15 protein-coding genes and 2 pseudogenes are annotated in these 13,317 nt (G+C 60.1%); 10 read left to right on the forward strand and 7 right to left on the reverse strand.

Features of this window, described 5'->3' with window-relative positions; all coding sequences use genetic code 11:
* Window positions 1-200: 200 nt before the first annotated feature.
* On the reverse strand, window positions 201-1,430 hold the full coding sequence (locus tag GPL20_RS10500; RefSeq protein WP_254125174.1) for an ATP-binding protein: 1,230 nt from the start codon (window positions 1,428-1,430) through the stop codon (window positions 201-203).
* Window positions 1,431-1,939: 509 nt separating this feature from the next.
* Window positions 1,940-2,263, reverse strand: a complete 324-nt coding sequence (locus GPL20_RS10505) for a hypothetical protein (protein ID WP_157329479.1) — start codon at window positions 2,261-2,263, stop codon at window positions 1,940-1,942.
* Between the two features lie 113 nt (window positions 2,264-2,376).
* Between GPL20_RS10505 and GPL20_RS10510 the strand changes: the two genes are divergently transcribed.
* Window positions 2,377-2,673: a restriction endonuclease subunit S gene (locus tag GPL20_RS10510; protein ID WP_157329480.1), complete on the forward strand. Its 297-nt coding sequence runs from the start codon at window positions 2,377-2,379 to the stop codon at window positions 2,671-2,673.
* A 784-nt stretch (window positions 2,674-3,457) separates the two neighbouring features.
* Here GPL20_RS10510 and GPL20_RS10515 read toward each other — a convergent pair.
* A complete protein-coding gene (locus GPL20_RS10515) occupies window positions 3,458-4,351 on the reverse strand; it encodes an ImmA/IrrE family metallo-endopeptidase (RefSeq protein WP_157329481.1) in 894 nt (297 codons plus the stop codon).
* A complete protein-coding gene (locus GPL20_RS10520; RefSeq protein ID WP_246250264.1) occupies window positions 4,348-4,824 on the reverse strand; it encodes a helix-turn-helix domain-containing protein in 477 nt (158 codons plus the stop codon). Before GPL20_RS10520 ends, GPL20_RS10515 begins: the two co-directional genes overlap by 4 nt.
* Before the next feature lie 39 nt (window positions 4,825-4,863).
* On the opposite strand from GPL20_RS10520, the gene GPL20_RS10525 reads away from it, so the two are divergent.
* From GPL20_RS10525 to GPL20_RS39385, 6 genes are all read left to right on the forward strand, one after another.
* Window positions 4,864-5,058: a DUF2188 domain-containing protein gene (locus tag GPL20_RS10525; protein WP_254125172.1), complete on the forward strand. Its 195-nt coding sequence runs from the start codon at window positions 4,864-4,866 to the stop codon at window positions 5,056-5,058.
* Window positions 5,059-5,076: 18 nt separating this feature from the next.
* Window positions 5,077-5,397, forward strand: a complete 321-nt coding sequence (locus GPL20_RS10530; RefSeq protein WP_157329482.1) for a hypothetical protein — start codon at window positions 5,077-5,079, stop codon at window positions 5,395-5,397.
* The gene (locus tag GPL20_RS10535) at window positions 5,384-5,779 is read left to right on the forward strand and encodes an E2/UBC family protein (protein WP_157329483.1); all 396 of its coding nucleotides are present in this window, start codon (window positions 5,384-5,386) and stop codon (window positions 5,777-5,779) included. Before GPL20_RS10530 ends, GPL20_RS10535 begins: the two co-directional genes overlap by 14 nt.
* Window positions 5,779-7,158 (forward strand): HesA/MoeB/ThiF family protein, encoded by a 1,380-nt coding sequence (locus GPL20_RS10540; protein WP_157329484.1) that lies wholly within the window; start codon window positions 5,779-5,781, stop codon window positions 7,156-7,158. Before GPL20_RS10535 ends, GPL20_RS10540 begins: the two co-directional genes overlap by 1 nt.
* Entirely contained in the window at window positions 7,155-7,511 is a 357-nt protein-coding gene (locus tag GPL20_RS10545; RefSeq protein ID WP_157329485.1) for a ubiquitination-like system serine protease family protein, read from the forward strand. The genes GPL20_RS10540 and GPL20_RS10545 overlap by 4 nt, the downstream gene beginning before the upstream one ends.
* Before the next feature lie 669 nt (window positions 7,512-8,180).
* Window positions 8,181-8,459 (forward strand): DNA -binding domain-containing protein, encoded by a 279-nt coding sequence (locus tag GPL20_RS39385; protein WP_254125170.1) that lies wholly within the window; start codon window positions 8,181-8,183, stop codon window positions 8,457-8,459.
* Window positions 8,460-8,935: 476 nt separating this feature from the next.
* On the opposite strand, the gene GPL20_RS39155 is transcribed toward GPL20_RS39385, so the two are convergent.
* Window positions 8,936-9,241, reverse strand: coding sequence for a transposase (locus GPL20_RS39155; protein ID WP_205751152.1), 306 nt, complete (start codon window positions 9,239-9,241; stop codon window positions 8,936-8,938).
* Complete coding sequence (locus tag GPL20_RS39160; protein ID WP_205751153.1) at window positions 9,228-9,716, reverse strand: IS5 family transposase; 489 nt, start codon at window positions 9,714-9,716, stop codon at window positions 9,228-9,230. Before GPL20_RS39160 ends, GPL20_RS39155 begins: the two co-directional genes overlap by 14 nt.
* A 260-nt stretch (window positions 9,717-9,976) precedes the next feature.
* Between GPL20_RS39160 and GPL20_RS39390 the strand changes: the two genes are divergently transcribed.
* A complete protein-coding gene (locus tag GPL20_RS39390; RefSeq protein WP_246250270.1) occupies window positions 9,977-10,420 on the forward strand; it encodes a YopT-type cysteine protease domain-containing protein in 444 nt (147 codons plus the stop codon).
* Between the two features lie 326 nt (window positions 10,421-10,746).
* Here GPL20_RS39390 and GPL20_RS38750 read toward each other — a convergent pair whose 3' ends face one another.
* Complete coding sequence (locus tag GPL20_RS38750) at window positions 10,747-10,968, reverse strand: hypothetical protein (protein WP_167532972.1); 222 nt, start codon at window positions 10,966-10,968, stop codon at window positions 10,747-10,749.
* 154 nt (window positions 10,969-11,122) lie between these two features.
* Here GPL20_RS38750 and istA point away from each other — a divergent pair.
* Together istA and istB are read left to right on the forward strand one after the other, a co-directional pair.
* Window positions 11,123-12,279, forward strand: a pseudogene (gene istA, locus GPL20_RS10570) (IS21 family transposase).
* Between the two features lie 11 nt (window positions 12,280-12,290).
* A pseudogene (istB, locus tag GPL20_RS10575) lies at window positions 12,291-13,033 on the forward strand (IS21-like element helper ATPase IstB).
* Window positions 13,034-13,317: the final 284 nt, after the last annotated feature.

Consider the following 13,317-nt stretch of genomic DNA (forward strand, 5'->3'; position numbering starts at 1 on the left):
CGTGTACCGACTGTTGATGATGAGACAGCCAAGATTTGCCTTCGCCCCAACCATCTCGGACGGCATCAGCACCACGTAGCGGACGCACTGCCAAGACGAGTGCATAAAAATGGTGGCAAGCAGGCAGGATCACCCTCCGGATCAGTTTCTGCAGCGTCGCGCCCAGCATGGTGATACGGAAGAGGCTTGCCGGAAGACAACTATTTGACAAGCGTCTGACGGCGCCAGCTCTCGACAGCCTTGTCGAGCGTCGCCGCAGCCGCTGGGTCGGCCCAACGATCCCAGAACTGGATCGTGCCGCTAAGCGGTTCGTTTATCGGTTTGGCAATGCGGATACGCGTGGGCAGTAGAATCGCATCGCCAACGACGAGTGCTTCGCCCGTGTCGAGGACCGGAAGCAGGTCGCCGAAGCCGCCGAGGCTGTCGGGCAGCAGCCGTCGCACGACAGCTTGGTCGTCACCGTTGGTCAGCCGCATCGCGATGAGATTGTTGCACTGGCTGGCAACCGTGCGGTTCACTTCGGCGGGGCGCTGGCTGATCACCACCAGCCCGACGCCATATTTCCGCCCCTCCTTGGCGATGCGCTCGAAGGTAGCGATCGCATTCTCCGCGGCGCCCGAAGTCGGATCCTGTGGAATATAAAGATGCGCCTCGTCACAGAACAGGGCCACCGGATGGCGAAGCCCCTGCGTGCTCCACTGCTGCACGTGGAAGGCCATGCGCGCGACCATGCCGACGATCAGCGGCAAAATGTCGGATGGAACTTCAGAGAAGTCGATGATCTTGACGCCACCGTGGCCGCCTTTGGCCGCCCTGCCACCGAGCAGCAGCTCAACTGCGCGATCGAGCCAATCATAGCTGTCCGCCACGCCGGACGCAGGGAATAGGAAGCCGAGGCGTCGATCGGTGCGTTTGCCCTCGAGGCGCTGGATTAGACGGCTGAGCTTGCCGTGGAAATCGCCCTGCTTCTCAGTGCCCGCCTTGGCTCCCGGTACCATCTCGGCGTTGAGCCGGTTGAGCTCGCCTAGCACGGTTTCCATCCTGAAAGGCACCGGACTGTCGATCGTGAAGTTGGCGAGCACCTCGACATGACCGCCGGCTTTCAGGAAGCCCGTCTTGGCGTCAACGACGGTACGCGACATGATCATGGCCTGGTTTGGGGCGTTCTGATCGGAGCGGTCAACAAACATCGAGACAAGCGCCTCGTAGCTCATGAGCCAATAGGGCAAATGCAGCACACCATCGTTCAGCCCCTTCCCCGCTTCGATGTCGCTTGGGCCTGCGACGCGAAGATGGACGAAACCGTCGCCAGCCATCGACGCATATTCTCCGTGCATGTCGAACACGATGGCATTGGCGCTGTCGAGCTCGGCGATTTGCTCGAGCAGGCGCGCGGTCGTCCACGACTTGCCCGAGCCGGTGCTGCCCACGATGAGCGCATGACGCTGGAACAACCTATTGCCATTGACGAACGCCTGAGCGTTGGGATCGAGCTATAGGCGCCAAGCGACAGGCGCTGCGCGCCGCCGGTCACCTCCGAAATCACCCCCATGAAGCGCGTAAGGCGCTCGCCTTCGAGAGCGAAGCAGCAGGCATCGATCTCCGGGACGGTCTCAAGCGTGCGGCGGAAGACATTGGCGCGCGGTCCGTCCCGATCGAGCAGCGTGCCGATCAACATAATCCGAACCAGATTGACTTCGGGATGCGCGGCCTCGCCTAGCTCGACATCGGCGATCTTCGCTTCACCGAGCGCGGTACGGATGATCTTTTGGATCACACCAATTAACTTATGGCCGGGAAGGCTGCTCTGGAGCGCAACCAGCCGGTTCACCTGCAGCGCCCGCAGCGCCTCGACATCATCGACGTGGACGATCACCGTGGTCGTGTCGACCGATTGGACGCCGCCCAGCGCTTCTGCGTCCGCAAAAATTCAGAATGCTCACGCGGAAACTCCTGTCATCTCATTGAGGAAGCGATCGAGCCGCCAGATCGGTTGATCTACGTCGAACCCGTTGGGCACGTCGTGCATGTAGGCGCGCGCGCCCATCGTCCCCTCCTCGATCGCGAGGTAGCGCCGGCAGCGTCCGCCGCCCAGGAAGGTCCGGGCGGACGTGGTGGTAATCACGACAAGCGGGACGGAATCGCGGTCGCAACGCTCGATCAGCTTGGTCTGAAGGTGTTCGTCGTTAAAGCCACATATCGACGCAAACTCGGCGTCGCGGACTGCATTTGAACTTAGCGATAATGATGTCGAGACATGCATTTTGTAATCCAACTAAGCAACATTCTTCATTTGATGTGGGCGAGGCTCAAGCGTTGCCGTCGAAACACTCCTGCCAAACGCAGTAGAGCCATTTTGTCGTTAAGCAAGGCGACGTGATCTACAATAAGCTATTTGCCTGGAAAGGTACGTTCGGAGTCGTCCCGGCTGAATTAGACGGGATGTTCGTCTCTGATAAATTTCCGACTTATGAACTGGATCGAACCCAGGTCGACGAACGGTACCTCGGCTGGTATTTTCGTCATCCAGAGGTCTGGGAGCAAGCGCGTTCGATGTCTACGGGATCGGCGGCGTTATCAAAACTCACACTCAACCCTCCAAAGTTTCTTCAGTTAGAAATGGCTTTGCCCGAAATCGACATGCAGCGAGCGATAGCCGCCTTGAGCGTGTAGCGTCACAACTTCACAAAGCTGAAGCGTTGCGTGATCAGGCCGTACGTGAGTTGACCGCACTTCGCATTAGTGCACGAACGCTGTTCTTTGAAGATATTGCGGCAGATGGTCTCTTGGATGATGTTCTCTTAAGTAAGCCCAAGAATGGGTGGTCACCAGTCTGTGACAACGACGAGCGAGGCACAGCTGTGCTCACATTGTCTGCGGTGACCGGTTGGCAATTCAATGCGCAGACCATTAAGCGCACAGCCCTCTCAGTCGATGAAGATGCTTCATATTGGATTAAGAAAGGCGACCTTCTGATCACACGCAGTAACACGCCCGAGCTCGTTGGCCATGCAGCGATTTGCAGCGGGCTCACCGAGCCATGCATTTACCCGGACCTTATTATGAAACCCGCTGGATCCTGCGAAGGCGGACGCAAGGTTCGTTTGGCATTGGCTACAAAGTGCCTTGGTACGGGATTACATACGCCGCGAAGCGAAAGGCACCAGTCCTACCATGAAGAAAATCTCGCAAGGCACGGTGATGGCCATTCCCTTTCCTCTCATAACTCTGTCGGAGCAGCAGGAGCTGGTCCGCAAACTCGACTTGTTCTAGAATCGCGCGACCAAGGCTCAACAGCTTCAACAGATCACGGCAGAGGGTCTCAAGGCTGTATTGCCTGCGGTTCTGGATCGCGCCTTCAAGGGGAAACGTTCAGTCATAGCTGATCAGGTCGACGTAGCGGCAGCCTAATTGCGCATCGTGTCTGCTGCTTCCTGTGGCGCTGAAGCGATGAGGCCTACCGTCTAAATCGCGGAGTCCAGCTCTCGATGAGCGCATCTTCGTCGTCTTCCGTTTCGTCGGCTTCGGCACGTAGGCTCAGGTTTTTGCAGGTAAGGATCGTGAGCGTCCGACCGTACTGGCCAAGACCAACCACTTCTTCCGTCACACGGTAGATACGATCTCCGCCCAGCCAGTCGTTCAGGCGCCCTTCATCAGACTCACGTCGGCCTGAGGTTACATTGTCGGGGTCTCCGTTGAATCGCGCTGTGACTGTACCGGCTGGCACAGGCGTGCCCTTCCGGGGCCAGCTCAAGCCTTTCGCCTGCTTGATCCCATCCGACATGAAACACCAGTCGATTTCGTCGCCGGTGGTGGACAAGACGGCGATGCCGTCTGACGTGAGGGCGCTGTAGCGGATCGCTGTGGCGGTCAGCGATGTCTCGCACGCCTTGCAAAGAGACTCGACGCAGGCCAGGCCGGGATCGTGATCCGCGATTGCCTTCTTGAACGGGAGTTCCGGCATCAGCAGCGCGGCGGCGAAATAATCCGCTTCCTGCTCAAATGGATCACCTGAAACGAATCCTGCGTGCGATTGATGCACGCCGGTTGCGAGCAGCGCTTCCGGATGGCCTTCGATGCAATAATGGCCCAGCTCGTGGCTGATGCTGAATCTCTGAAAGCCCCGGCTCGGGATGTGCGTTGCGTACATGATGCCGAAATTGTCACCGGCTTTGATCAGCATGCCGGATACGCCGGAGGCGGTGTCCGGCTTCGCTTTCACGACGATGTCCTTGCTGGCGGCGATTGCTTCCGGGTCAACCCACAGGCCGTCAATCTTCATCTGGCGCAGCACCGAACTTGCCGCTGCTTCGGCCAGACTGCGACGTGCGGGGCCAGGTTTCCGTGTCATTCGCCTTCTTTGATGCCCCGCTTCACCAGCAGATCGACGAACTCAGTCGCAAGCTTCAGGTCCTGCTCGGTGAGCTTCCCCAGATCACGATGCAGGCGACCAACCGTCGCTGCCGACGCTTCGGGCGTATCGGCTCGTCCCAACAAGTAGTCCGTCGTGACGTCGAGCGCGGTCGCCAGTGCTTTCAGATTGTCGAAGGATGGCTTTCGCGGACCCGATTCAAAATGGGACACGGAAGCAGGCGGCAGGCCCGCTTTGGCGGCCAGTTCGGCCTGATTCAACCCCCGCAACGCGCGGGCAGCCTTGAGGCGTTCTTTAAAGATATCAATAGGTTCGCTGGTTGGCATGGCGATTTCGGCATATGGAACTTGACGGTTTCGCCAATCCAAGTCATGATCATGGCGGTCGTGGCAATCATGCCATGGCGGAATCGCAAGGCGCAAGCCCTGACAACGGAGTTTGATGATGTCCAAAAACGATCGGTTCGTCGTCCGGCACGGCGATGACTGGCCGTGAAGAAGAGCGGCGTCGCCGCACCGGAGAGCGTGCACCACAAGCAGAGCCGCGCCGAGCAGCAGGCCAAGTCCACGGTCCGTGACCTCGGCGGCGGCGAAGTGCGCATCCAGGGCCGCGACGGTAAGTGGCGCGACTCGGACACCGTTGCCCCGGGCCGGGATTCGTTCCCGCCGCGCGACAAGAAACACTAACGAGCAGGAGAAGTGAAAATGGCGAATGGAAATGAAGAACATGGTGGTGGCGGCAATCCCGGCCAGGGCGGCGGCAACCCGGGTCATGGTGGCGGCAACGACGAGGTAACCATCCACATCGACAAGAAGCAGTACAAGTCGCCGAGCCCGACAACGGGCGCAGCGCTGTACCTGCTCGGCCATGTTGCCGCCGGTTACGATCTGTGGCGTGAAGCGCACGGCCAGGGTGACGATGAGCAGATCGCCAACAATGCGACGCAGGTCGTGCTGAAGAATGGCGATCACTTCTACACCGCCCAGTCCTCGCTCAATCCGGGGGCGCGCCGTGACGGTCACTGATGTCGAAGAGTTGTTGCCGGAGGCCGACAGGGATTTTCTGTCCGCCGCCGGCTACGACCACACAATCGAACGCGTCGGCCAGCAGGTTCACGTCGTAATCCGGAACTTCCCGCTGCCGCGTTACAAGCCGCAGAACGCCGATCTGCTGATCATCGTTCCGAGCGGCTACCCGAACGCGAAGCTCGACATGTTCTGGACTTTTCCGGACGTGTTCTTGCCGAATGGCGGCATCCCCGTGAAGGCCGACGTGCACGAACAGCACGGCGGGCGCAACTGGCAGCGCTGGTCGCGGCACATCGCGGACGGCAAATGGCGTCCCGGCGTCGATAATCTGCGCAGCTACATGACGACCGTGAAGACGGAGCTGGCGAAAGGCCGCTGATGCGCTACTCCGTCACGTTTCTCGAAAAGGATTACGAAGCGCTCGAAGCGCATCTGGCGGCCAGCACCGACGAACAGGCCGCATTTCTCATCTGTAGAATTTCCCAGACCGACAACGAGACCAGGCTGCTTGTGCGCGCGTGCATCCCGGTAACCGGCGACGACATCATCGAGCAGTCGCCCGTGCACATGAAGATCGCGCCCCTTGCCTACATCCGCGCGATGAAGCGCGCGAACGACGAGAAGTCCTGTCTGATCTTCGCCCACTCCCACGCGAACGGCTATCTCGACCATTCCGATCAGGACTACATCGAGGAAGAGAAGCTGTTCAGGACCGCGTATACACGCATCCGGACGCAGGGCGTTCATGCCTCTCTCGTGCTGACCCGGCAGGGCTTCTCCAGCGCCCGCGTGTGGCTTCCGGATGGATCGACCGTAGATATCGAGCGCATCCGCATCATCGGACGGCGCGCCCGCTTTTGGTTCCCGAAGTCCGGCACGGTGGAGGTGCCCTCGTTCTTCGACCGCCAGGTCCGTGCGTTCGGCCCGGACATCCAGCGGCTTCTGTCGCGCCTGCGCGTCGGCATCGTTGGCGTCGGCGGCACCGGCTCATGCGTCCTTGAACAGCTCATCCGGCTCGGCGTCGGGACGATCATGATTTCCGATGGCGAGACGTTCGAGTCATCGAACGTCAACCGGGTCTACGGCTCTCGCGTCGTTGATGACACCCTTGCGAAGATCAAGATCGCGCAACGGCTGGCCGCCGATATCGGGCTTGGCACTAAGATTGAGCTGATCGACAAACCGGTCTCATATCAGTCTGCGCTGAAGAGATTCCGCGAGTGCGACATCGTCATGGGCTGCACCGACGACGAGCTTGGGCGTTCTTTGCTGAATTCCTTCGCCATTTACTACTACGTTCCGGTCTTCGACATGGGGGTGAAGATCGATTCGGAAGACGGTGTCATTCGATCCATTCAGGGGCGCGTCACGACCCTGATGAACGGCGCGGCCTGCCTGCATTGCCGTGGCCGTATCTCCGCTGAACGCGTTGCGGCGCAGGCGAAGTGTGAGACGGATCCCGAAGGCGCAAAGGCGCTGGAAGACGAAGGCTACCTGCCGGAGCTCGGCGACCCGGCACCGGCTGTGGTCGCGTTCACGACCACGATTGCCGCCGGCGCCGTGACAGAGTTTCTGCATCGCCTGACCGGCTTCATGGGCCCGGACCGGGAAAGCACCGAGGTCATCTTCCTCATCGATCAAACTCGGATACGCACAAACAACATCGCATCGCAGCATGATTGCTTTTGCGCGGACAGCTATCATTGGGGCCGGGGCGACGTTCGTCCCTTCCTCGACACGACTTGGCGCACCGAATGAAGAATCTGATTACGTGGTTTTGGAATTTTTGGCTCTATCTCTGGAGTCTGCGGCCTTGGTCTCACCGACGCCACGAGATTTCGACGATTGTCCATGTCGGCAGCCGGTCGGAGCTTCCGGATAAGCTGGGGCGCACTCTTTACATCGTGGGCGATCCCGCGAAATGGGCGATCCTGCAATGCCCATGCGGGTGCGGCGACACAATCGACGTGAACCTGATGAAATCCCGCAATCCCGTCTGGCGATTCTCTGTCGCAAACGGGAAGCCTAGTTTCCATCCCTCGCTTTGGGTGCCTGCTGAAAAATGCGGTGCTCACTTCTGGATCAGGGACGGAAAGATCATCTGGGTGTAGCAAATGGCTCAAATCCTGATTCTCGGATGGGGCTCCCTGATCTGGCGTCCGGATGAACTGAAAACTGTCGGCGACTGGTCGCTCGATGGCCCAACGCTGCCGATCGAGTTCGAATAACAAACGCCTGACGCTCGTCATCGACGAGGCCAATGGCGTTCCGATCAGGACCCGGTCTATCCAGAGCGCGTGCGAAACGCTTGAGGATGCAATTGAGAACCTCCGTGTTCGTGAAGGTGCGCCATCTGCGAAGGGCATTGGTTACGCGGACATCAACGATGGACGTTCAGCGGCACCGCGCTCGAGCGACACAAAGCGGCTGCACATGAAATTGCTAGTTGGGGAAAGACGAGGAACGCAGATGCAGTAATCTGGACAGCTATCGGGCCACGCTGGCCGCTCGAAGGAAGCTTCAGCGTGGAAGCTGCGGCCAGGTACTTATTGAACTTGCGGGAACCCGAGCGCGCGCAGTAGCTCATGATTGACGGCATGCCAAGTCGGCCACAAATGCAGTACAAGGGCCCAACACCGAGACGATTCAGATGTCGTTGCGTAAAGCGAATCACGAGATGCGGCCCAGGCATCACCAAAACTATTCCACAATCGCAGAATACTGCGTCTTCGCCACCGCGACGATCAACTTCGTTGCTCAGACGCTTCTCGGAGACTTTAGTGCGCGAACCGCTGCTCGATTTGACCGTCGATGACGTCGCACCATCGGGTGCGAGCCTGACTGCCTATGACGAGGAGCATTTAGCTACATACTGGCGGCTGCTTGACGCGGATGCTGAGGGTGGAGATTGGCGTGAGGTCACGCGCGTTGTTCTTCACATTGATCCAGCCTGCGAATGGAATCGAGCTCGTCGCGCTTATGACAGCCATCTCGCCAGGGCACAGTGGATAGCAGATGACGGTTATCGGCAGCTTCTCCGCAGTAGTGCTCCGAGTTAGACGGGTGGACTAAGTCGCGGCACATGACCGATCAAGCCGATTTGTCGGCTTATTGGACTTTAATGGGCCGAGCTCGAACAATTGGGCCCAATCAGAAGAGCCATCACTGTCCTCTACCCGGCGACGTAGCAAGGATGAGAATGCCTATCGCGTGATCTCTGGTGACGCCAGCACCAGCTATCGTTCCAACGGCGTCGCGGACCATTTGTTCTCAGGGGGCGCACAGCTCGTGGCGGGCACCACCACGGGAGCAGCGTCGGCTGGTGGAACGGCAGGCCGAGTTCGCGACCGACGCCGGCGACCCGCGGGAGGCTCTGCCACAGCGCTACGCCGCGCCGCATCAGACATTGTCAGAAGTCCGACAACGGAACGCTTTCTAAGCCGGACAACAGCTGCCCGTCAGCTCGCCATCAGCTTGTCTGGGTATCCTCGCAGCAGGGCCTAAACAGCCCGAATTGATGCGTAGAGACTAGAACCTATCTCAAAATTGTCGGAACAAGATCAGCAGGCAAGCGAGCTGGACGAAGCCGAGAAAATTCTGCGGATAGAACTCCCATCGGACCAGCAAACGCCGTCGCCATTTGTATCCAGGCGAAGAAGCGTTCAACCAGCCAGCGTCGCGCATAACGACGAAGCCTGCGGCCGTCTTGGGTCAGCGACCTCACCCGATTTGAACGATGTGGCGCGATCATCTCGATGCCCTGTGACCGCAGCTCTTCGTCGAGCGCATCGCTGTCATAGGCGCGATCGCCGATCAGGTGCTCTGGTTTAGCCTCGATCATGTAGAAATCGAAGCAGAGCTGCACCCAAGCGCACCTCGTGATGGTTCGCAGCATGGGTGCTCACCGAAAGCGGCAAGCCATGGCGATCCACAATCGCCATGATTTTAAGACCTTTTCCACGTCTCGTCGGGCCGATCTCTGCGCCGCCGCCTTTGGCCATCGCAAAGGTTGCGTCGATGAAACACTCTTCCTCATCGAGCGCGCCTTTATCGCGAAGTTCGTTGGCGATATCGGTCAAAATGCGTCGCAACACTTCACTGCGACACCAACTCTGAAAACGACGATGCACGGTCTTATAGTTCGGATAGCACTGCGGCAGCATGTGCCACTGCGCGCCGGTATTCAGAATCCAAAGAACGGCTTCCAGAACCTGGCGTGCCGCAATAGGCTTCCGGCCCGGCCGTCCATCAGCAATGTGCTCTTCCGGAAAGTGCTTCCGAATGCGCTCCCATTGTCCGTCCGCCAGTCGAATCATCTTCCCTTTATAGCCGATCGAGTCTGATCTTCAATTTTGAGATAGGTTCTAGACAAGCTGACGAACCGAGTCAGTCGGTTGATAGCGGCAGCTTTACGGAAACACTTGCAGGTCTCGCGCCTCAGTGGAGCTCACAACCGGGGGAGTTGCCTGACAAGATGGGGGCCTGCTGCAGCAAGCCACATACCTCGGATGCAAACGTTCACACTTCTAGCGCCTCCGACCCCAGTACATCCTTTCCAGAGAGTCCGGCCACCTCCTTGTTTGAATACAGAACAGCCGACCTGCGTGATGCGAATGTGGACGGCATCTGCGTTGGGCTGACTGCGGAGTGGTTCCGCCATCTTAACAACAGCCCATCAACCCGAATGAGTGCGCTCACGCCCGGATCGCAAACGCACGCCTCAGCGGCTGAACGGCAGCAGCAATATCAAAATCTCAAGGATCAGTTGCGGAGCAGGGGAGCAGGATCTTCTCAGGCCGACCTTCAGGCACAAAATACCATTTTGGAGGACGCAGGCTTGGAACCGGCTGGAGAAGAGAAGAGATTCGCATTCGGCAAGTCTTCGAACGTCAAGCGCATGGTGAACGAAATCAACGAAGATGGATCGAACCATTTGCTCAGCTTGTATTTCGCCGAAGGCGGCGCACACACGATCGCGACGTCGGCCTCGAATGGAAGGAACCACGGTTTTCGACCCTAACTATGGAGAATTTACTGTTCGATCAGATCCGGACCAGATGGCTTCATTGTTACAAAGCCTCGCCAATCGCTACAGGAAGCCGACGGGCAGCATTTATCGACAATCACGACGCAAAGGATGCAGTGAGTTGGGCCTTCAGGCCGGTGGTGATTGGCGCCTCCTGTGAAGGCACGATACGTCGGCCGGCGGTCGGGGCGCCGGCCCCCCGCTATCCATGACAGCCGGCACAAATTGTAATTCTGTTTCGGAATAACCGCCTGCGGTTTCTCTCTCAACTGACGCCGCCAAGAAACAATTGCTGCGGCGACAATCCATGCCGTCCGCTATCAAACCGCGCGCTTGATCCAGACCGACTGTGCGCAAGGCATGACTTTCCACGACATCAGCTTTCGTTCGAAGCACGTAAAACCGAGGCATCGATAAGGGTTCAGCCAGGATGTGCCCCTCACAAGCAGCCGGGGATCGGGCAGGCTCCGCGTTTGCGATGCGATCCAGATCGTCGAGCGGAAGAACTCAGCATGCGGATTCCGCTCGATGTCGCCCAGCATTCCGAGATGATCTCGCCCACCTTTCCGATTTGAAGTCGCCCACCCATTCCGAGATGATGTCGCCCACCATTCCGGGATGATGTCGCCCGGGTGACGACGCCTCTTCTGGCTCCCATAGGGTCCGTCCTTTCGGCTTTGCGAAGGGGGACCCTGGATGCCGACGGAGAGGCTTGCGATGCGCCGTGTGCGCGATGTGATCAGGATGAAGGCGGCTGGGCTGCCGAGCCGCGAGATTGCTCGGCGGATGGGCGCGGCGCCCTCGACCGTGCGCCTGACCATCCGGCGGTTCGAGGCCGCAGGCCTGAGCTGGCCGTTGCCCGACGAACTCACGGACACGGCCCTGGAGGCCCGCCTGTTCGCCAAGACCGGCAACGGTAACCGGCAGGGTCATCGCCGCATCGCCGAGCCCGACTGGGCGGCGGTGCACCGCGAGCTCAAGCGCAAGCACGTGACGCTGTCGATCCTGTGGGAGGAATACGTCGGCGCCGAGTCCGGCGGATACCGGTACTCGCGCTTCTGCGAGCTTTACCGCGCCTGGGAGGGACGCCTGTCGGTGACGATGCGCCAGGCGCACGTGGCCGGCGACAAGCTGTTTGTCAACTACGCGGGCGACGGCGTACCGGTGGTGGTCGACCGCCTCACCGGCGAGCGGAGGACGGCGCAGATCTTCGTCGCCGTGCTCGGCGCCGAGCTTCACCTACGCGCAGGCGACGTGGACGCAGGGGCTCGCCGACTGGATTAGCGCCCATGTTGGCGCCTTCGCGGCGATCGGCGGCGTCCCGGCGCTCTTGGTGCCTGACAACACCAAAGTCGCAGTCATCAAGGCGAGCCTCTACGACCCGCAGATCGATCGCACCTATGCGAGATGGCCGCGCATTACGGCACGGCCGTCTTGCCGGCGCGACCGCGCAAGCCGCGCGATGAGGCCAAGGTCGAGCAGGCCGTCCTCATCATCGAGCGCTGGCTGCTCGGCCGCCTGCGCCACCGCGTCTTCTACAGCCTCGCGGAGGTCAACGCAGCGATCGGCGAGTTGCTCACCAGGCTCAACGAGGAGCGGCCGATCCGACGGCTCGGCGTGACGCGCCGCAAGGCTTCCGCGCCTGCCTCGGCATCCTCAGGCTCGCCGCCTCCTATGGGCGCGAACGGCTGGACGCGGCGGCTGTGCGGGCGATCGACATCGGCGCGCGCACCTATGGCTCGGTCAAGTCGATCCTCGCCAACAATCTCGATCGGCGTCCTGCTCACCAGCGCTCCGCGGACGATGCGCCGATCCTGCATGCCAACATCCGCGGACCGCGCTACTACAATTAGGAGACCATCCTTTGCTCACCCATCCGACCCTCGACCGCCTCAACGCCCTTGGCCTCCACTGCATGGCCAAGGCCTTCGCCGACATCGAAGCTGCCGGTGAGGCTGGCAGCCTCGGTCACGCCGAATGGCTTGCTCTGCTGCTCGAACGTGAAGCCTCGCTGCGGCACGACAAACGGCTCGCCACTCGCCTGCGCTACGCCAAGCTGCGCCAGCAGGCGTGCGTCGAGGACATTGACTACCGCACACCGCGCGGCCTCGACCGCCCACTGTTTGCCAAGCTTGTCGAGGGACGCTGGATCGACGACCATGCCAACCTGCTGATCTGCGGCCCGGCCGGCGTCGGCAAGAGCTGGCTCGCCTCGGCGCTCGGCCACAAGGCCTGCCGTGACAATCGCTCCGTGCTCTATCAACGTGTTCCGCGGCTGTTCGATGATCTGGCACTTGCCCGCGGCGACGGCCGCCATCCACGCCTATTGCGCGGCCTCGGCCGTGTCGATCTGCTGATCCTCGATGATTGGGGCTCGAACCGCTCGATGCCGGCGCCCGTCATGACCTCCTGGAAATCCTCGAAGATCGCTACGGTCACCGTTCCACCATCGTCACAAGCCAGCTCCCCGTGGACCAGTGGCATCTGCTCATTGGAGATCCCACCTACGCCGACGCCGTGCTCGATCGCCTCGTCCACAATGCTCATCGGCTCGATCTCACCGGCGAGAGCCTGCGCCGAACTCGGCAATCCGCCCGAAAGACCTGAGCCCGTAACGCTGTGGACATGCCGCTTCACTTGGACAACGCCAGGCGTTGCCCACATGCCCACAGCAACCGCAGAAGAAGAAAAACAGGTTGAAGTCGCGATTCCAGATTGACCACGCGGCTTGACCGATGCCAGAGAACCAGCCGGCCAGAACGCCTCGTCACCGGGCGAGATCAAATCGGAAAGGTGGGCGACATCGTCTCGGAATCGCCGAGCGACTTCATATCGGTACACGGGCGACTTCGTCGGAATCGGCACTCTCCCTGGGCGTTAAGCGAAAGACG

This window comes from Bradyrhizobium cajani (genome assembly GCF_009759665.1).
In the GTDB taxonomy this organism is placed as follows: Bacteria; Pseudomonadota; Alphaproteobacteria; order Rhizobiales; family Xanthobacteraceae; genus Bradyrhizobium; species Bradyrhizobium cajani.